17 protein-coding genes are annotated in these 18240 nt (G+C 69.2%); 10 read left to right on the top strand and 7 right to left on the bottom strand.

The features are described 5' to 3' along the window. Window positions 1-189: 189 nt before the first annotated feature. Window positions 190-1680 (bottom strand): flavin-containing monooxygenase, encoded by a 1491-nt coding sequence (locus tag O6P37_RS20075; RefSeq protein ID WP_269895732.1) that lies wholly within the window; start codon window positions 1678-1680, stop codon window positions 190-192. Between the two features lie 43 nt (window positions 1681-1723). Next, window positions 1724-2707, bottom strand: a complete 984-nt coding sequence (locus O6P37_RS20070) for an LLM class F420-dependent oxidoreductase (RefSeq protein ID WP_269895871.1) — start codon at window positions 2705-2707, stop codon at window positions 1724-1726. A 28-nt stretch (window positions 2708-2735) separates the two neighbouring features. Between O6P37_RS20070 and O6P37_RS20065 the strand changes: the two genes are divergently transcribed. Beyond that, a complete protein-coding gene (locus O6P37_RS20065; RefSeq protein ID WP_269895731.1) occupies window positions 2736-4100 on the top strand; it encodes a flavin monoamine oxidase family protein in 1365 nt (454 codons plus the stop codon). Here O6P37_RS20065 and O6P37_RS20060 read toward each other — a convergent pair. After that, the gene (locus O6P37_RS20060; protein WP_269895730.1) at window positions 4097-5059 is read right to left on the bottom strand and encodes an alpha/beta fold hydrolase; all 963 of its coding nucleotides are present in this window, start codon (window positions 5057-5059) and stop codon (window positions 4097-4099) included. The two genes, O6P37_RS20065 and O6P37_RS20060, sit on opposite strands and share 4 nt — an antisense overlap. 44 nt (window positions 5060-5103) lie before the next feature. Continuing rightward, window positions 5104-6189, bottom strand: a complete 1086-nt coding sequence (locus tag O6P37_RS20055) for an NAD(P)-dependent alcohol dehydrogenase (RefSeq protein WP_269895729.1) — start codon at window positions 6187-6189, stop codon at window positions 5104-5106. Window positions 6190-6249: 60 nt separating this feature from the next. On the opposite strand from O6P37_RS20055, the gene O6P37_RS20050 reads away from it, so the two are divergent. The 4 genes from O6P37_RS20050 to O6P37_RS20035 all read left to right on the top strand — a co-directional run bounded on the left by O6P37_RS20050 (window position 6250) and on the right by O6P37_RS20035 (window position 11935). Beyond that, window positions 6250-7221 carry an NADPH:quinone oxidoreductase family protein gene (locus tag O6P37_RS20050; RefSeq protein ID WP_269895870.1) on the top strand — a complete coding sequence of 324 codons (972 nt, stop codon included), beginning with the start codon at window positions 6250-6252 and terminating at the stop codon, window positions 7219-7221. Between the two features lie 94 nt (window positions 7222-7315). Continuing rightward, window positions 7316-9601, top strand: coding sequence for an isocitrate lyase ICL2 (aceA, locus tag O6P37_RS20045; RefSeq protein WP_269895728.1), 2286 nt, complete (start codon window positions 7316-7318; stop codon window positions 9599-9601). Between the two features lie 252 nt (window positions 9602-9853). Next, the gene (locus O6P37_RS20040) at window positions 9854-11227 is read left to right on the top strand and encodes an HNH endonuclease signature motif containing protein (RefSeq protein ID WP_269895727.1); all 1374 of its coding nucleotides are present in this window, start codon (window positions 9854-9856) and stop codon (window positions 11225-11227) included. A 309-nt stretch (window positions 11228-11536) separates the two neighbouring features. Further along, on the top strand, window positions 11537-11935 hold the full coding sequence (locus O6P37_RS20035; protein WP_269895726.1) for a DUF6319 family protein: 399 nt from the start codon (window positions 11537-11539) through the stop codon (window positions 11933-11935). Between the two features lie 88 nt (window positions 11936-12023). Here O6P37_RS20035 and O6P37_RS20030 read toward each other — a convergent pair whose 3' ends face one another. Further along, on the bottom strand, window positions 12024-13202 hold the full coding sequence (locus O6P37_RS20030) for a Cmx/CmrA family chloramphenicol efflux MFS transporter (RefSeq protein WP_269895725.1): 1179 nt from the start codon (window positions 13200-13202) through the stop codon (window positions 12024-12026). 277 nt (window positions 13203-13479) lie between these two features. Between O6P37_RS20030 and O6P37_RS20025 the strand changes: the two genes are divergently transcribed. From O6P37_RS20025 to O6P37_RS20005, 5 genes are all read left to right on the top strand, one after another. Next, window positions 13480-13995 carry a nitroreductase family protein gene (locus O6P37_RS20025; RefSeq protein ID WP_269895869.1) on the top strand — a complete coding sequence of 172 codons (516 nt, stop codon included), beginning with the start codon at window positions 13480-13482 and terminating at the stop codon, window positions 13993-13995. Between the two features lie 129 nt (window positions 13996-14124). Beyond that, window positions 14125-14520 carry a TOBE domain-containing protein gene (locus tag O6P37_RS20020; protein WP_276009793.1) on the top strand — a complete coding sequence of 132 codons (396 nt, stop codon included), beginning with the start codon at window positions 14125-14127 and terminating at the stop codon, window positions 14518-14520. After that, window positions 14517-15287, top strand: coding sequence for a molybdate ABC transporter substrate-binding protein (modA, locus tag O6P37_RS20015; RefSeq protein WP_269895723.1), 771 nt, complete (start codon window positions 14517-14519; stop codon window positions 15285-15287). Before O6P37_RS20020 ends, modA begins: the two co-directional genes overlap by 4 nt. Further along, entirely contained in the window at window positions 15284-16096 is an 813-nt protein-coding gene (locus O6P37_RS20010) for an ABC transporter permease (RefSeq protein ID WP_269895722.1), read from the top strand. Before modA ends, O6P37_RS20010 begins: the two co-directional genes overlap by 4 nt. Beyond that, window positions 16093-17190, top strand: coding sequence for an ABC transporter ATP-binding protein (locus tag O6P37_RS20005; RefSeq protein WP_269895721.1), 1098 nt, complete (start codon window positions 16093-16095; stop codon window positions 17188-17190). The genes O6P37_RS20010 and O6P37_RS20005 overlap by 4 nt, the downstream gene beginning before the upstream one ends. Here the strand turns inward: O6P37_RS20005 and O6P37_RS20000 are convergent. Then, the gene (locus tag O6P37_RS20000; RefSeq protein WP_269895720.1) at window positions 17172-17804 is read right to left on the bottom strand and encodes an SRPBCC family protein; all 633 of its coding nucleotides are present in this window, start codon (window positions 17802-17804) and stop codon (window positions 17172-17174) included. The two genes, O6P37_RS20005 and O6P37_RS20000, sit on opposite strands and share 19 nt — an antisense overlap. After that, window positions 17801-18139 carry an ArsR/SmtB family transcription factor gene (locus O6P37_RS19995; RefSeq protein WP_269895719.1) on the bottom strand — a complete coding sequence of 113 codons (339 nt, stop codon included), beginning with the start codon at window positions 18137-18139 and terminating at the stop codon, window positions 17801-17803. Before O6P37_RS19995 ends, O6P37_RS20000 begins: the two co-directional genes overlap by 4 nt. Window positions 18140-18240: the final 101 nt, after the last annotated feature.

Below are 18240 nucleotides of genomic sequence, written 5' to 3'. Positions count from 1 at the left end.
CAGGTGCACACACCGCCCGCGAAGCGCGCCGCACCGACAGACCCCAACCACTCGCGTTCGTCAACAAAAGGTGACGCACGCAGGTGCACACGCCGCCCGCGAAGCGCGCCGCGCCGACAGACCCCAACGATTCGCGCCCGTCAACAAAGGTTGACGCATGCAGGTGCACACACCGCCCGCGAAGCGCGCTCAGGCGGTCTGGGTGACCGGCGCGGACACCTTGCCGAACACCATCGACTCCTCGATCCGGTCGAAGCGGTGGTCGATGACGTCGAGGAAGTAGTTGTGCCGGACGTGCCACGGCCGCCTGGTGCCCGAGCGCGGCAACGCGTGCGGGGCCCGCTGGATGTAACCGGCCTGCAGGTCGAACGTCGGCTTCTCCTTCATCGGCACCTCACCCAGATGCGGATAAGCGTGGGTATAGCCGTGAGAGTCCATGTAGGCCAGCAGCTTTGCCACCGCCTTGGCGGTCATGTCGGCACGCAGCGTCCACGATGCATTGGTGTAGCCGATGCACCACGCCATGTTCGGCACGTCCTCGAGCAGGTACTCCTTATAGACGAACCGGTCGGTGGGTTTGATCTCGCTGCCGTCGATGCTGACCTTGATGCCGCCGAGCGCCTGCAGCTGCAGTCCCGTTGCGGTGACGATGATGTCGGCGTCGAGGTGGCCGCCGGACTTCAGGGCGATACCGGTGGCATCGATGTGGTCGATGTGGTCGGTGACCACCTCGGCCCGCCCGTCGCTGATGTGCTCGAACAGGTCATGGTCGAGCACCAGGCACATCCGCTGATCCCACGGGTTGTAGCGGGGATTGAAGTGGACGTCGACCTCGTAGTCCGGCGGCAGCGCCGCCATCGTCCGGTTCCGGATCAACTTCCGGCCGAACTTAGGCGCCTTGCGGAACATGAAGTAGGTGAGCACGTGGAACACCGCGTTGCGCAGCCGAACCACCGGGTGAGCCAACTTCGGCGGCAACAACTTCCGGATGAAGTCCACCATCGGGTCGATACGCGCCATCGACATCATGTACGTCGGTGAGCGCTGCAACATGGTGACATGTGCGGCGTCCTTGGCCAGCGCCGGAATCAGGCTGATCGCGGTGGCGCCACTGCCGATCACCACCACCCGCTTGCCGGAGTAGTCGAGATTCTCCGGCCAGAACTGCGGGTGCACCACCTCGCCGCCGAACTGCTCGACACCGGGGAACTCGGGGGCATAGGGCTCGTCGTAGTTGTAGTAGCCGGTGCCGCAGAACAGGAAGCGGCCCCGGTACTGCGTCTCCTCGCTCCCGTCGGGCCCCTCGTGCACCGCGGTCACCGTCCAGGTGTCGGTGCTGGAGTCCCAGTCGGCTGAGCGGACGTGGGTGTTGAACCGGATGTGCCGGTCGATGCCGTTGTTGCGCGCCGCATCGGTCAGGTAGTCGCGGATGTCGGCACCCTCGGCGACGTTCTCGGGCCGCCGCCACGGCTCGTAGGGGAAGCTCAGGGTGAAGATGTCGCTGTCGGACCGGATGCCGGGATAGCGGAACAGGTCCCAGGTGCCGCCGATGCGCGCCCGTCGCTCCAGCAACGTGTACGTCAGCTGGGGGTTCTTCTCGTGGATCCGGTAGGCCGCGCCGATCCCGGATATGCCCGCCCCGATGATGATGACGTCGGAGTATTCGGCCGCGTGTGCCATCCCGATGAACCTCCCTTGGTCCGCTCGGGTACCACGATAGGACTCAGCCCTTGAGCTCGTCGACTATCCGGGCCAACGCCTCGATCTCGATCGGTCCCGGCTGGTAGAGACAGATCCGGTCGGACACCCCGGCCACCCGGTCGCGGATGTGCGCGGCCACCTCAGTCGGCGTCCCGCACGCGGCGATCGTGTGCAGCACCTCGTCGTCGATCAGCGTGCCCATCTCCTGCCAGCGGCCCTGCTTGGACAGCGCGTGCAGGTCCGGCTGCAGATCGCCCCAGCCGTGCACCTCGAGCACCGGGCGGTACGCCGGGGTCGACCCGTAGAAGGCCAGCAGTCTGCGGGCGGCGGCGTGGTCGGGGTTGTCGTCGCCGAGGACCGACACGATGATCTCGGGCACCACCGCGAACTCGTCGAGTTTGCGGCCCGCGGCCGACAGGCCCTCATGCACGGCCGGCAGCGTGGCCTCCTCGAGGTACCGACGCGATCCGAACGGCATCACCAGCAGGCCGTCGGCGACCTCGGCGGTGGCCCTGGTCAGCCGCGGGCCCAGCGCGCCGACGTAGATGGGCGGTGGACCATAGGGATTCGCGCGCGGGGTGAATGTCGGCGTCATCAGCGTGTGCCGGTAGAACTCGCCGCGGAAGTCCAGCCGCTCCCCCGTCGACCAGGTCTGGAAGATCGCCCGCAGCGCCGCGACCAGTTCGGTCATCCGCGCCACCGGTCGGTCGAAGTCGGCGCCGAACCGCTTCTCGATCTGGGTGCGGATCTGGGTGCCCAATCCCAGCGTGAACCGGCCCTCGCTGAGCAACTGGTGATCGATGGCCTGATGCGCGAGGTGGATCGGGTTGCGCGGAAACGCGATCGCCACGTTGGTCATCAGCTGCAGGCCGCCGACCGTCGAGGCGAGCGTCAGCGGCGCGAACACGTCGTGCGGCCCCTCGAAGGTGAACACGCCCGCCGCCCCGGCCTCGCGCAGTGCCTGCGCCCGGTCGATCGCGTCCGTCGGGCCGAACAACGCCGTCATGACCTCCACGGCGTGAGAGCCTAGTCGGATGACCATGCCAGCCGAGGCGGATGTCGTCGTGGTGGGCGCGGGATTCGCCGGATTGTCGGCCGCCCGCGAGCTGATCCGGCTCGGCCGGGAAGTGGTGGTGCTGGAAGGCCGCGACCGCGTCGGCGGCCGGTCGCTCACCACCACCATCGCCGGCACCCCGATCGACCTGGGCGCGACGTTCGTCGGCCCCACCCAGGACGCGGTCACCGCCCTCGCCGCGGAGCTGGGCTGCCCCACCGTGCGGACCCACAGCCGCGGCAAGAACCTCATCCGCTGGCGCGGCAAGGTTCGGTCCTACCGCAGCACCGTCCCGCGGCTGTCGATCATCGAACTGCTCGACGTGTCGCGGATCCAGTGGCGGTTCGAGAGGTTGTGCCGGCAGGTGAAGGTGGCCGAGCCGTGGGCGTCGCCCGCGGCGCACCGCCTCGACGAGCAGACCCTCGAGAGCTGGCTGCGTTCGGTGCACGCCAGCGCGTCGACCCGCGACCTGATGGCGATCATGGCGCGCGTGACGTGGGGCTGCGAGCCCGACGCGGTGTCGATGCTGCACGCCGTGCGCTACGTCAAGGCCGCGGGCGGGATCGGACGGATGCTCGACGTGGAGGGCGGCGCACAGCAGGACCGGTTCCTGGCCGGGACGCAGGAGATCGCGCTGCGGATGGCCGAACAGCTCGGCGCCCGAGTTGCGCTGAGCAGGCCGGTGCAGCGCATCGAACGCCATGACGACGGCACGGTCAGCGTGCACGGCGCGTCCGGCGCCTCGACGACGGCGAAGGCGGTCGTCGTCGCCGTCGCGCCCGCCCACCGGGACGCCATCACCTTCTTGCCGGCCTTGCCCGAGGGCCTGCGCGAGCTGGCCGCGCATTGGCCGCAGGGCCGGCTGAGCAAGGCCTACGCCGCCTACGAGACGCCGTTCTGGCGGGCCGGCGGCTGCTCGGGCGAGGCGCTGTCCGACGAGGGCCCGGTGTTCATCACCTTCGACGTCAGTCCGGGCGACGGGCCCGACGCGGACGGCCCCGGCATCCTGCTGGGCTTCACCGATGCCCGGACGTTCGACGCGCTGCCGCCGCAGGACCGCCGCGACGAGGCGCTCGGCGGCTTCGCGGCGCTCTTCGGCGACCCGGCACTGTCGCCGATCGACTACGTCGACCACTGTTGGGGCGCCGAGGAATTCGCGCCCGGCGGGCCGACCGCGGCCGTGCCGCCGGGGTCGTGGACCACCTATGGTCCTACGCTGCGCCGGCCGGTCGGGCCGATCCACTGGGCGGGCACCGAGACCGCCGACGAGTGGACGGGTTTCCTCGACGGCGCCGTGCGGTCGGGACTGCGCGCGGCGGCCGAGGTGCACGCCGCCCTCGGCTAGGAGGTGGCGCGGCGGTCGGCCGCCGAGGACTCCAAGAGCTCGCGCAGGTGGCGGTTGACCTCTTCGGGGCGTTCGAGGATCGCGCAGTGGCCGCCGCTCAGTTCGACGAAGGCCGCGAGGTCGGGGGCGTTCTCGGCAATCCGCCGCGACGACGTGATCGGCAGCAGCCGGTCCTTCTCGCTGCCGATCACCAGGGTCGGCACCGTCAGGTTCTGCAGGCCGATGTGATCCCTGCCCATCGCGTCGACCAGGATGCGGGCCCAGCCGCCCCGACCAGCCGGCGGGGTGTTCACGAACAGTTCGTAGACGAAGTCGGCGACCGACGGGTCGGCGTCCCGCCCGACCGCGAGCGTCGAGACGAAGCGGCGGCTCGACCGTTCGGCGGCACGCAGCGCCGGAACCGCACCGAACGTCTTGAGCAGCGTGCCGCCCGCGCGCACCCGAGCCGCTGACAACCGCTCCGGCACCGGCAGGAACTTCACGTCGCGCAGCAGGTCGCCGGTCGTGGTGTTGATCAGCGCGGCGCCGCGGACACGTTGCGTCACCCGCTGCGGATATCGCTCCGCCCACGACGTGATCGCGATGCCGCCCATCGAGTGGCCGGCGACGACGGCCCGCTCGTCGGCGGACACGGTGGCGGCGAGGACTGCGTCGAGGTCGGCGGCCAGGTAGTCCAGGCTGTAGTTGCCTCGCCGCGCGGGCACCCCGCTGCGGCCGTGACCGCGGTGGTCGAAGGCGATCACCCGGTAGTCGTGGGCCAGGTCGGCGATCTGGTACGCCCACACCCGGATGGCGCAGGTGATGCCGTGGGCCAGCACGATCGGCGGCGCGTCGTTCGGGCCGAAGACCTCTGTGTGGATGCGGACCCCGTCGATCGACCGGACCGGCACGATGCGGCCGGTCGGGAGCGATCTCGCGGCGGCGAATCCGCCACTGCCCCTACGGTCACGCCGTCCCATGATTCGCTCCGATCGCCGCCGGCAACGCTGCCGGGACTGCCAGATTAACTCCCGGTGACCAGAACCGGCTTGACGACCCGACCGGATTTCGCCGCGGACCAGCCGGCGCCGAAGTCGTCGAACCGGTACCGCGTCACCACCTTGTCCAGCGGTAGCTCGCCGCTGCGGACCAGGCCGGCCAGCCGCGGGATGAACGTGTGCGGCTCGCTGTCGCCCTCGACGACGCCGCGCACGGTCAGGCCGCTGCCCATGATCAGCCCGACGGGCAGCGCGGCGGTCGGCGCGCCGAGGCCCACGATCGCGAGCGTTCCGCGTGCCCGCAGCGCCGTCAGCGCCCCGGCCAGGACGTCGGGGATCGCGGTGGTGTCGATCGCGGCGTGCGCACCGCCGCCGGTGAGCTCGACGATCTCGGCGGTGGCGTCCGCGGAGGCGGGGTTGACGGTGACGGTCGCGCCCAACTCCGCGGCGAGTGCGCGGCGCTCGGGCACCGGGTCGACCGCGACGATGACCCCGCAACCGGCGATCCGGGCGCCCATCACCGCCGACAACCCGACCGCGCCGACGCCGTAGACCACGAGGGTGTCGCCGCGCTGCGGCGCGATGGTGTTCAGCACGGTGCCCACGCCGGTCTGCACGCTGCAGCCAAGCGGGGCAGCCAGCGCGGGGTCCAGGTCGTCATCGACCGGCACGGTGTTGCGGGCGGAGGCCAGTGCGTAGGTGGCCAGGCTGGACTGGCCGAAGAAGCCGCCGGTGATCGCCTCGTCACCCAGGTGCAGCGCGTCGCGCGCCCCGCGCATGTTGAGGTCGGTGGACCGCCTGCAGTACGCCGGACGACCTCCGACGCAGTTCGGGCACTCACCGCAGCTGGCGAAGGTCAGCACCACCCGCCGGCCGACGGCCACACGGGCAGAGGGGCCGGCCGCCTGGACGGTGCCAGCCCCCTCGTGGCCGAAGACCATCGGCATCCGCCGCTGCGGCCAGCGTGCCGCCACGCTGATATCGGTGTGGCAGATGCCGACCGCGTCGATGCGCACCAGCACCTCGTCCCCGGCGGGCGGGCGAATCCGGATTCCGGTCAGCTCCGGGTCGGCCCCGGCGTCGAGCAGCACCGCGGCACGGGCATCGATCACCCGGGAAGGTTAAATGATTCTCCGGGTGGAAATGTGGGGGTCGACGACAGGAAGGCGGCCATGCGCGCGATCCAGATTGCCCGGCTCGACGGTCCGCAGGCGGCGGAGGTCGTCGACATCGACGAACCCGGTGCCGACGGCGCTGTCCTCATCGACGTGCACGCCGCCGGGGTGGCGTTTCCGGACGCGCTCCTCAGCCGCGGCCTCTACCAGTACAAGCCCGACCTGCCCTTCGTTCCCGGCGCGGAGATCGCCGGGGTGGTGCGCAGCGCCCCCGCCGATTGCGGTGTCGCCGCGGGCGACCGGGTGGCGGGCCTGACCATGCTGTCCGGCGGGATGGCCGAGGTGGTGGCGCTGCCCCCGGAGCGGGTGTTCACGCTGCCCGACAACGTGTCCTTCGAGGCCGGCGCCGGCCTCCTGTTCAACGACCTGACCGTGCACTTCGCGCTGCGCACCCGGGGCCGCCTCGCCGAGGGTGAGACCGTGCTGGTGCACGGCGCCGCAGGAGGCATCGGCACCTCGACGCTGCGGCTGGCGCCGGCGTTGGGTGCGTCGCGCACCATCGCGGTGGTGAGCACCGAGGACAAGGCGGACATCGCCCGCGCGGCCGGGGCGTCGGACGTCGTGCTCGCCGACGGCTTCAAGGATGCGGTCAAAGAGCTCACCGGAGGCCGCGGCGTCGACGTGGTGGTCGATCCGGTCGGCGGCGACCGGTTCACCGACTCGCTGCGCTCGCTGGGGGTGGGCGGGCGGCTGCTGGTGGTCGGGTTCACCGGCGGCGACATCCCGACGGTGAAGGTGAACCGGCTGCTGCTCAACAACGTCGACGTGGTCGGCGCGGGCTGGGGCGCGTGGACGTTCTCCCATCCGGACTACATCCGGGAGCAGTGGGCCGAACTGGAGCCGCTGCTGGCGTCGGGCAAGGTCTCCGCGCCTGCGCCGGAGGTGTATCCGCTGGAGCGGGCGGCCGACGCCATCGCGGCGTTGGAGAACCGCACGGCGAGGGGCAAGGTCGTCGTCGCGCTGCGCTGAGCGGGCACCGACCTCGCGGGAAAGCCTCGCCCGCTGAACGCCCGCCATACACTCGGAGCACAGCGGCAGCCTGCTCAACGAGGAGCGTAGAACCATGACCTTGATCGACGCGGAGCCGACGGCCCGCACCAGCTTCGATGACGACGTCGAAGCCACCCAGCGCTACTTCGACAGCCCCCGGTTCGAGGGGATCATCCGGCTGTACACGGCGCGGCAAGTGGTCGAACAGCGCGGCACGATCCCGGCCGACTATCCGGTGGCCCGAGAGGCCGCCGCCGCCTTCTACCCGCGGCTGCGCGAGCTCTTCTCCGAGCACAAGAGCATCACCACTTTCGGCCCCTACTCGCCGGGGCAGGCCGTGACGATGAAACGGATCGGCATCGAAGGCATCTACCTCGGCGGGTGGGCGACCTCGGCGAAGGGGTCCACCAGCGAGGATCCCGGGCCAGACCTGGCGAGCTACCCGCTCAGCCAGGTGCCCGACGAGGCCGCCGGGCTGGTGCGCGCCCTGCTCACCGCCGACCGCAACCAGCAGTACCTGCGGCTGCGGATGAGCGAGGAACAGCGCGCGACGACGCCTGCGGTCGACTACCGGCCGTTCATCATCGCCGACGCCGACACCGGTCACGGCGGTGATCCGCACGTGCGCAACCTGATCCGTCGCTTCGTCGAGTCCGGTGTGCCCGGCTACCACATCGAGGATCAGCGTCCGGGCACCAAGAAATGCGGCCACCAGGGCGGCAAGGTGCTGGTGCCCTCGGACGAACAGATCAAGCGCCTCAACGCCGCCCGCTTCCAGCTCGACATCATGGGCGTGCCCGGAATCATCGTGGCGCGCACCGACGCCGAGGCGGCCAACCTGATCGACAGCCGCGCCGACGAGCGTGACCAGCCGTTCCTGCTCGGGGTCACCAATGTGAACGTGCCCCCGTACAAGGCGTGCTTCCTCGCGATGATGCGCCACTTCCACGACAGCGGCGTCAAGGAGATCAACGGCCACCTGCTGTACGCCATCGCCGACGGCGAGTATGCGGCTGCGCACGCGTGGCTCGATCGCCAGGGCATCCTCGCCGCGATCGACCAGGCCGCCGCGGATTGGAAGGACGGCGACCCCGCCAACGAAAAGCTCTACGACGAGATCGAATCGAAGCTCGTCGATGCGTGGCAGGTCGATGCCGGCGTGATGACCTACGGCGAGGCGGTCGCCGAGCTCATCCAGTTCCGGGAAGGCGAGGGCGACGGGCTGGACATGTCCGTCGCCGACTGGCGGGCATTCGCCGAGCGGGCCTCGCTCTACACCGCCACCGAGAAGGCCCGTGAACTCGGCCTGGTCGCGACGTGGGACCCCGAACTGGCCAAGACGCCGGAAGGCTACTACCAGATCCGCGGTGGCATTCCCTATGCGATCGCGAAATCGCTTGCCGCGGCGCCATTCGCCGACATCCTGTGGATGGAGACCAAGACCGCCGACCTCGCCGACGCGAAGAAGTTCGCTGAGGCGATCCACGCCAAGTTCCCCGACAAGATGCTGGCCTACAACCTGTCGCCCTCGTTCAACTGGGACACCACCGGCATGAGCGACGACGAGATGCGGGTGTTCCCCGAAGAACTCGGCAAGATGGGGTTCGTCTTCAACTTCATGACCTACGGCGGCCATCAGATCGACGGCGTCGCCGCCGAGGAGTTCGCCACCGCGCTCCGCCAGGACGGCATGCTCTCGCTGGCCCGTCTGCAGCGCAAGCTGCGCCTGGTGGAGTCGCCGTACCGCACGCCGCAGACACTGGTCGGCGGACCCCGCAGCGACGCCGCGCTCGCCGCCTCGTCGGGCCGCACGGCGACCACGAAGTCGATGGGTGAAGGCTCCACCCAGAGTCAGCATCTGGTGCAGACCGAGGTGCCGAAGAAGCTGCTGGAGGAATGGCTTGCGTTGTGGGGTGAGCACTATCAGCTCGACGAGACCCTGCGCGTGAAACTTCGGCCCCGCCGCGCCGGTGGCGAGGTGCTCGAGCTCGGCATCTACGGCGACGGTGAGGACAAGCTCGCCGACGTGCTCGTCGACCCCATCAAGGACCGGCACGGACGCAGCATCCTGACCATCCGCGACCAGAACACCTACGCCGAGAAGCTGCGGCAGAAGCGCCTGATGACGCTCATCCACCTGTGGCTTGTGCACCGGTTCAAGGCCGCCGCGTTCTACTACGTGACGCCGACCGAGGACAACGTGTACCAGACGGAGAAGATGAAGTCGCACGGCATCTTCAGCGACGTGCACGAGGACGTCGGCGAGATCATCGTCGCGGAGGTGAACCAGCCGCGCATCGATGAACTGTTGGCGTCCGACCGCGAGGCGCTGCAGCGGCTGATCCGCAAGGAGGACTGACCGACCCCGATTCCCGGTGGGCTTCGCGACGTCGTCGGCGTTGCGCAGGCTGACTGGCGAAATTCTCCGGAATCCCCTCCTACGAGCCGGACGAACGCTGGCACGTGACGGGAGGCGAAAAGAACCGCCGCCCTAGAGGTCGACCCCGAGCGCTCGATCGCTGGGTTGGCAGCGAAAAAACTTGTGTCACAGTGGTTTCTGCTGTCACACGGCCCGGTAGTTCTGTCGGACCCTCGCACTAGTGTTCGAGGCATGGACAGGGAGCAGGTGGTGGCGGCGTTGGAGGCGTGGGATGCCGCGCGTGCCGCGATCGCCGCCCTGCCCCTCGACAACCTCTCCGCCGCGGACCTTCTCGCGGTGTATGAGTGCCGCGTGGACGCGCACCGCCAGGACGCCGCGGTGGATCACACTGTGCTCGCGTACCTGAAGAATGCGTTCCGCCCCGAGGTGTACGGGAACACCAGTCTGCGTGATGTGCTGGCCCAGCGCTTGCATCTGGACACTGCCGATGTGACGCGACGCCTTGCCGCGACTGAGGCGTTGGGGCCGCGGTGGACGTTGACCGGCGAACGCCTCGACCCGCAGTGGGTGCACACCGCCGCCGCGTTGCGGGCGGGCGCAATCGATCCCGCGCATGTCGAGGTGATCCGCAAATGCCTCAAGAAGGTGCCCGGTTGGGTGGACGCGACGACCCGGGCCGACGCCGAACGCGACCTCGCCGGCTGGGCTCAACGGATGCCGCCGCAGGATCTCGAGGTGGCCGCGGACTACCTGCTCAACGCGATCGACCCCGACGGCGCCGAACCCGATCACGATGAGCAGCAGCACCGCCGCTACCTGGTCATCGGTAAGCAGCAGCCCAACGGCATGACGCCGATCAAGGGTGACCTCGACCCGGAGACCGCTGCGCTGTTGGACGTGATAATCGCCAAGTACGGCCCCCCGGGTCAGAATCTGCCCGAGGATCCGGGTGCTGGAGAGACCGTCCCGCGGGAGGTCTTCGGGATCGCTGACCCGCGTACCCGCCAGCAGCGCCACCATGACGCGCTGAAGACCGCGTTGCGTGACGTCGCCGCCTCGGGATCCTTGGGTCAGGTCAACGGGGTGCCGGCCACCATCGTGGCCACCACCACTGTCACCGATCTCGAGTCCCGGGCGGGGTACGCCGACACCGCCAGCGGCCGCAAGCTTCCGATCCGGGATCTGATCCGCCTGGCCGGGCAGTCGCAGCATTATCTGGCGGTGTTCGACGACCACACCGAGGAAGTCCTGTACTTCGGGAGGGCGCGGCGGTGTGCGTCGACGGCGCAGCGGTTGGCGTTGTTCGCCCGCGACAAGGGTTGCACCCGACCCGGCTGTACCCGCCCGGCATTCGACTGCCAGGTTCATCACGCTCAACAGGACTGGCGCGAAGGCGGTTTGACGAACACCACCGACATGGCGTTGGCCTGCGCACCGGACAATCACCTCATCGAGAACACCGACTGGACCACCCGCCGCCGCAACGGCCGAACCGAATGGATCCCCCCACCACCCCTCGACACCGGACAAACTAGGGTCAACAACCACCACCACCCCCGCCGCTACCTCACCGACCACTCTGACGACGACGGCGACGCGGACTAGCTGTGATCACCGCCCAGTCGGGTCGCACCTCCATCGGCGACCCGACGAGTATCGTGCGATCCCACGGCAATCTGAAGTAGCCTGCGGCATCGGCGCGATGAAGGACGTCGCCATGAACAGCCGCTCGCGCCATGGCGCGCCGTTCGTTGTTCGGACGCAACCGAATACGGTCTGAACGGCGCCGTCGTGTTGCCGTGGCGGTCGTCGACGCGACGTGCGTGTTGGGTTGACCCTCGGTGTCGAACGTGTGTTCTAATGGCTCGGACCGCGAGCCTGCGCACTGCGGGCGACGATCAGAAGGAGTTCGCCGTGACATTGACCGTAGACACTCTGACAGAAGATGCGTTGCCGACCGCCTCGGACACTCCCGAGGTCCTGGTCGCCGCTGAGTCTCCTGCGAGGAAGCCGGAGAAGGCGCCGGCCAAGAAGGCGACGAAGAGATCCAAGACGCTCGAGCTCACCCTCACCGTCACCGGTACCGCCGACGGCGAGTGGAGCGCCCAACTCAAGCGGGGCAGCAGCTACCTGGTGCGTGACCTCGCCGTCGCGGCTGCCGCGGTCTCTCGCGCCGCGAGGGAACTGCACGACGATCTGTCCGCCCCGATCGACGAGGTCATCGAAGAGGCGCGTGCCCAGCAGGCCGCCAGGGTCGCCGCCCTCGAGGCCGAACTCGAGGCCGCCCGAAAGGTCCTCGCCGACCTGGACTGAGTTTCGCCCAGAACCTCACTGCGCGAACGATGTCGGTCTCGGCGAATCGGGTCGAGTGGCTGATCCGCGAGGAGGACCAGCCGCACAGTCATCGGGTCGCCTCGCCTGCACCGGGCGCGATCACGCGCAGCGACGGCAGCGCGATGACCATCGCGACGGCGGTGAGCAGGCTGCTCGCCCATACCGGGCCGAGGGCGCCGGCGTGTGCGCCGAGGCTCGCCGCGGCGATGGCAGGACCGCCTGCCGCGCCGATGTTCAACGCCGCGGTCGCATACGACCCGCCCATCGTCGGGGCGCCGGCGGCCTGGTAGAGCACCCTGGCAATCAGCGTGCTGCCCACCCCGAAGGACAGTGCTCCCTGCACGAACACCGACAGCACAAGGGCCGCAGGCTCGGTGGCGACGCTCGCCATGGCGACCCAGCCGAGCAGCAGCAGCGGACCACCCACACCGATCACCGCTTCCGGATGCCGATCGGACAGCCGCCCGGCGACGGCCACCCCGATGAACGACCCGAAACCGAAGAGCAGCAGCACAATCGGGACCCACAGCTCGCCCATGCCCGCTGTCGAGATGACGACCGGCGCCACGTAGGTGATGGTGGCGAAGGATGCGCCGTTGACCAGGGCACCGACCAGCATGGTCAGAACGAGTCCGGGGTTGGTGAGCTGCGCGAACTCCGACCGCAGCGAGGGGCGCCGACCCTGTCCCGGGCCGTCGCCGGCCGGATTCGGGACGACCTTCGTGACGCCGACGGCGGCGGGCAGGCACAGCAGCGCTATCGCCCAGAATGGTGCCCGCCAGCCGAGCAGAACGCCGAGCGCCGCACCGGCGGGCACCCCGGCGATCATCGCGACCGTCGTGCCCGACAGCAGCACCGCGACAGCGCGCCCCTTCCGATCCGTCGGTACGAGGGTGGCCGCCACGGTGAGCGCCACGGCCAGGAAACCGGCGTTGGCCAGCGCAGCGGTGATCCGGGTGATGAGCAGCACGGCGAAACTCGCGGTGAGGGCGCCGACGACATGTGCACCGGCGAACAGCAGCACGAAGCCGAGCAGACAGGTGCGGGCGGGCCACCGACGTGACAACGCCGCCATCAGCGGCGCACCGACAACCATCCCCGCCGCGAAAGCGGAGGTGAGAAGTCCCGCGGTACCCAGCGAGACATCAAGAGCAGCAGCGATGTCCGGCAGCAGGCCGGCGAGCATGAACTCCGACGTACCCATCGCGAAGACGGCCACGGCAAGCAGATAGAGGGCAAGAGGCATCGAGAACTCCGAGGTGAGTGAGGACGAGTGATGGACGTCTCGTCACCGCGGTCAGCTCCCCGACATGTGGCGCGCGGGCGCGCACCGCAGGGGCTATGAAATCAGCGGGCCAGGGGGCTGACGGCGTGACCGAAAGCCCCCACCTTGGCTGCCTCTGGGCTCGACATGGCGCGAACCCTACGCAGGTTCGCGGTTGTGATGCAATCGAATTAGACGACGAAAGCGCGGTTGTTCTCGTCATGTCATGACGTGGCAGTCGCACGGAACGGAGGACGACGTGGAGACCTGGGATGCACTGCGTGCTCGACGCAACGTCAGGAGCTACCGACCGGACCCGGTGCCCGAGGAGGCGCTGCGGCGCATCGCCGAGGCCGGGTGGCGGTCACCGTCGGCGAGGAATCGTCAGCCGTGGGAGTTCGTGGTAGTCACCGACCCTGCGACGCTGCAGGAGTTGTCGACGGTGTGGCAGGGCGCGGGTCACATCGCGTCGGCGCCCGCTGCCATCGCGCTCGTCGCGCCGGTGCCGCCAAATGAGCGTCGCAAGACCCTCGACCAGTACGACCTCGGGCAGGCGACGATGGCGATGATGCTCGCGGCGACCGATCTCGGCATCGGCACCGGACATTCCTCGGTCGGCGATCAGGAGAAAGCCCGCGCCATCCTGGGTGTGCCCGATGACCGCATCGTCGCGTATCTGCTCGGTATCGGATATCCCGCCGACCGACCGCTGGCGCCGATCACCGCACCGGATCGCCGCCCGTTCGACGACGTCATCCGCTACGGCCGCTGGTGACATGCCGGTAGGGGCCTCTACGTGTCTGCGTGCAGGCTCGGGGGGTAACTCCGCATCCATGGTTGAATAGGCGCCAACACGCCGCAGATGCGGTTCTGCCTCCGACCAGTGGGTGACGACGTGCCGGCAATGAAGATCAAGGACGCCGCGGTGATCCTCGGCGTCAGCGACGACACCGTCCGTCGCTGGATCGACAGCGGCAGCCTCGCGTCGCACAAGGACGAGACCGGCCGCAAGGTCATCGACGGCAAGGCGTTGGCCGAATTCGCCCGCGAACATGCGACGCCGCCACCGGACCCCCTCGGCGTAGGCAGTTCGGCGCGGAATCGGTTCGTCGGGCTCGTCACCAAGGTGACCGCCGACCAGGTGATGTGCGAGGTGCAGATGCAGTGTGGACCGTTCACGGTCGTATCCCTGATGAGCACCGAGTCGGCCCGCCAGCTCGGCCTCGAACCCGGTGTGCTCGCCGTCGCGGTCGTCAAAGCCACCAACGTGATCGTCGAGACTCCCGCAGGTACCTCATGAGGTCGATCGTCGGCATCGCCGCGACGCTGAGCACTGTGGCGCTTGTCGCGGCGTGTTCGTCGTCGCAGAGCGACTCGTCCTCGACGAACGCAGGCGCGCCGATCACCGTGTTCGCCGCGGCATCGTTGACGGCGACATTCACCGAACTCGGCGCCCGGTTCGAACGCGAGAATCCCGGGGCCACGGTCGCGTTCAACTTCGCCGGCTCATCCGATCTGGCCACCCAGCTGACGCAGGGCGCACCCGCCGATGTCTTCGCCTCTGCCGACGTGAACAACATGACCAAGGCTGTCGACCCCGGCCTGGTGGCCGGTGAACCGGTCAACTTCGCCACCAACAGCCTGACCATCGTCACGCGGCCCGGAAACCCGACGGGCATAGACACATTCGCAGACCTCGCCAAGCCCGGGACGCAGGTCGTCGTGTGTGCACCGCAGGTGCCCTGCGGCGCGGCCACCGAGAAGGTCGAGCGGGCGACGGGCGTCACCCTGACACCGGTGAGCGAGGAGTCCGCCGTGACCGACGTGCTCGGCAAGGTCACCTCCGGCCAGGCCGACGCGGGTCTGGTGTACGTCACCGATGCCGTCGGCGCGCGCGACGACGTCACCGCGATCCCGTTTACCGAAGCCGGCGACGCAGTGAACACCTATCCGATCACCGTGCTCGAGGACTCGCCAAATCCGGTTGCGGCACAGGCGTTCGTCGATCTGATCACCGGTCCGGCCGGCCAGGAAGTCCTGGCGGCAGCCGGCTTCGCCGCGCCGTGACCACCACGCGGCGGACCAATGGACTGATCCAGGTCGGTCTGCCGGCCTGGGTCTACCTCCCCGCCGCCGCGGGGGCGCTCTTCGTCATCGTGCCGCTGGTGGCGATCCTGCTCGAGATCGACTGGGCGAACTTCATACCGCTCATCACCTCGGAATCCTCGCGTGCGGCACTGCTGTTGAGCCTGCAGACCGCGACGGCGAGTACCGCGGTGTGTGTGCTGCTCGGCATCCCGATGGCGCTCGTCCTGGCTCGCGGCAGCTTCCCGGGGCAGTCGGTGCTGCGCGCGCTGGTGCTGCTTCCGCTCGTGTTGCCACCGGTGGTCGGCGGGATCGCGCTGCTGTACACGTTCGGCAGGCAGGGTCTGCTCGGCCAGCAACTCGACCTGCTCGGTATCCGGATCGCCTTCTCTACCTCGGCCGTGGTACTCGCCCAGTCATTCGTGTCGCTGCCCTTTCTCGTCGTCAGCCTGGAGGGTGCGCTGCGTTCGGCGGGGACGGGCTACGAACACATCGCGGCCACGCTCGGAGCCCGGCCCACCACGGTGCTGCGGACCGTGACCCTGCCGCTGGTGCTTCCCGGATTGGTGTCGGGCGCCGTGCTCGCCTTCGCGCGCTCGCTGGGTGAATTCGGCGCCACGCTGACGTTCGCCGGCTCACTGCAGGGCGTGACCCGGACCCTGCCACTGGAGATCTACCTCCAGCGCGAAACCGACGCCGACGCCGCCGTCGCGCTGTCGCTGCTGCTCATCGTCGTCGCCGCGGTGATCGTCATCGCCTCGGCGGGCCGCCGCCTGACGGGCCGACTGTGAGCAGCGTGCGCGTCGATGCGCGCCTGAGAGGACGCGGCGTTGATCTCGATCTGGCTCTGGGCGACGGCGAAGTCCTCGCGGTGCTCGGCCCCAACGGTGTCGGCAAGTCCACCCTGCTGCTGATGATCGCGGGTCTGCTGCGGCCCGACGACGGACGGATCGAACTGGGCGGCACCGTCGTCACCGACACGGGCACCGGCATATTCGTCCCGGCTCACGCCCGCCACGTCGCGATGCTCACGCAGCGGCCGCTGTTGTTCCCACATCTGAGCGTCGAGGCCAACGTCGCCTACGGGCCGCGCTGCAGTGGGCAGTCCCGGTCGGCGGCGCGGGCCACCGCGCGTCGCTGGCTCCACGCTGTTGGCGCCACCGATCTCGCCGACCGCAAGCCGGCCCAGCTCTCGGGCGGGCAGGCGCAGCGGGTCGCCATCGCCCGCGCGCTGGCCGCCGAACCACGGCTGCTGCTGCTCGACGAACCGCTGGCCGCCCTCGACGTCGCCGCCGCCCCGGCACTGCGCCGACTGCTGCGTGAGATGCTCCGCGACGCGGGCCGCACCGCGATCATCGTCACCCACGACCTGCTCGACGCGTTGGCCATCGCCGACAGGATCGTCGTCATCGAGAACGGCCGGGTGGTGGAGAGAGGTCCGGCCCGTCGCGTGCTCACCGCGCCCCGCAGCGACTTCGCGGCCAGGATCGCGGGGGTGAATCTCGTCCCCGGAGTCGTGACCGAACCCGGGGTGATCCGCACGTCCTGGGGCGCCGACGTCCGCGGGATCGGCGACGTCGAACCGGGCGCCGGAGCCATCGCGCTGTTTCGTCCCGGTGCGGTCGCCGTCCACCTCGAACCGCCGCACGCCAGCCCGCGCAACGTCATCGCAGTGACGATCGCCGAGGTCGACATCCATGGCACGGCCGTTCGGATCCGGGGGGCCGAACAACCTGACGGGAGCACGGGCCTGGCCGCCGACATCACCGCTGCCGCGGCGGCCGACCTCGACATCGAGCCCGGCAAGACGGTGCATTTCGTGGTCAAAGCCCAAGAAGTACAACTGCATCCGGCGTTGCCGCGACCCTACTCCTCGCCCAGGTAGGCCTTCAGGCACCGGTCGGCCATGGCGCGCGCCGCCGAAGCGTCCGCGCCATTGCCGACGTTCGCGGTGTACCAGTCCTCGCTCGACAGCCGCAGGAAGCGGCGGCCGTCCTCGGTGGCCAGCCACTGCTGCCCGAAGGCGGGGTCGATGGACTCACCACTGCTCAGGTGCATCGCCAGACCGAGCAGCATCGAGTCCCAGCCGATCCCGACCGCACCGGGCCCGAACTCCCGCCAGTTGTCGTCGTCGGCGGCGATGATGTGCTCGAGCACCACCCGGGCTCGACCGGGGCCGTCGCTGGTGACGCGGACGTCGATCCAGCTGACGTTGTCGCCGTATTCCCAGGTGGCCGTGAAGTTCTCGGGCGGATCGCAGCTGAGGATCTTGCCGCCGGCGTGCCCCTCGAACTGGTAGGTGCCGCCGAGAGACAGATCGCCGGAGATCGGCAGGAACCATCGCGGGATGCGTTCGATGTTCGTCACCGCGTCCCACAGGTCGGCCTGGTCGGTGTCGTAGGCCTGACTGATGGTCAGGACGCGGGCCTCCCCCGCGTCATGCACCGTGTCCCCGACGGTTCGCCGCACGGCATTGATCTGATGATTGACGTCAATCATGATGTCTTCCCTCGTCGTTGTCGTTTCCCACGTGCGATCTCGGTCGCCAGCGCATCCAGGCGCGGTGCCCAGAATCGCCGGAACGTGTCGAGCCATTCGTCGACGTCACGCAGCGCGGCGCCGTTCACGGCGTACAGTCGGCGCTGGCCCTCCGGTCGCACTGTCGTAAAGCCGTTGTCCCGCAGCACTTTCAAGTGCTGCGACACCGCCGGCTGGGTGATGGCGAACTCGTGCCGGATGGCGAGACCGATGTCACCCGCAGGCATCTCACCGTCGGCGAGCAGTTCGAGTATGCGGCGACGCACCGGGTCTCCGAGAACGTCGAACGCATGCACAGTCCGAAGGTAAAGCTACAACTTATATAAGTCAAGCCTGAACTATTGCCCCTGCGGAGCGCCTCGTCGAGGGCAGCCATGAGGCGTGCGGCGGCGAGTCG

It is taken from the genome of Mycobacterium hippophais (genome assembly GCF_027529605.1).
GTDB lineage: Bacteria > Actinomycetota > Actinomycetes > Mycobacteriales > Mycobacteriaceae > Mycobacterium > Mycobacterium arseniciresistens.
The sequence above is the reverse complement of the archived record's forward strand: the minus strand, read 5'-3'. Positions and strand labels throughout refer to the sequence as shown.

What these genes read in the sequence shown, in the direction of transcription:
- O6P37_RS20075 (WP_269895732.1), bottom strand. Translation starts at nt 1,680, where the DNA reads ATGGCACACGCGGCCGAATACTCCGACGTCATCATCATCGGGGCGGGC.
- O6P37_RS20070 (WP_269895871.1), bottom strand. Translation starts at nt 2,707, where the DNA reads ATGACGGCGTTGTTCGGCCCGACGGACGCGATCGACCGGGCGCAGGCA.
- O6P37_RS20065 (WP_269895731.1), top strand. Translation starts at nt 2,736, where the DNA reads ATGACCATGCCAGCCGAGGCGGATGTCGTCGTGGTGGGCGCGGGATTC.
- O6P37_RS20060 (WP_269895730.1), bottom strand. Translation starts at nt 5,059, where the DNA reads ATGGGACGGCGTGACCGTAGGGGCAGTGGCGGATTCGCCGCCGCGAGA.
- O6P37_RS20050 (WP_269895870.1), top strand. Translation starts at nt 6,250, where the DNA reads ATGCGCGCGATCCAGATTGCCCGGCTCGACGGTCCGCAGGCGGCGGAG.
- aceA (WP_269895728.1), top strand. Translation starts at nt 7,316, where the DNA reads ATGACCTTGATCGACGCGGAGCCGACGGCCCGCACCAGCTTCGATGAC.
- O6P37_RS20040 (WP_269895727.1), top strand. Translation starts at nt 9,854, where the DNA reads ATGGACAGGGAGCAGGTGGTGGCGGCGTTGGAGGCGTGGGATGCCGCG.
- O6P37_RS20030 (WP_269895725.1), bottom strand. Translation starts at nt 13,202, where the DNA reads ATGCCTCTTGCCCTCTATCTGCTTGCCGTGGCCGTCTTCGCGATGGGT.
- O6P37_RS20020 (WP_276009793.1), top strand. Translation starts at nt 14,125, where the DNA reads ATGAAGATCAAGGACGCCGCGGTGATCCTCGGCGTCAGCGACGACACC.
- modA (WP_269895723.1), top strand. Translation starts at nt 14,517, where the DNA reads ATGAGGTCGATCGTCGGCATCGCCGCGACGCTGAGCACTGTGGCGCTT.
- O6P37_RS20000 (WP_269895720.1), bottom strand. Translation starts at nt 17,804, where the DNA reads ATGATTGACGTCAATCATCAGATCAATGCCGTGCGGCGAACCGTCGGG.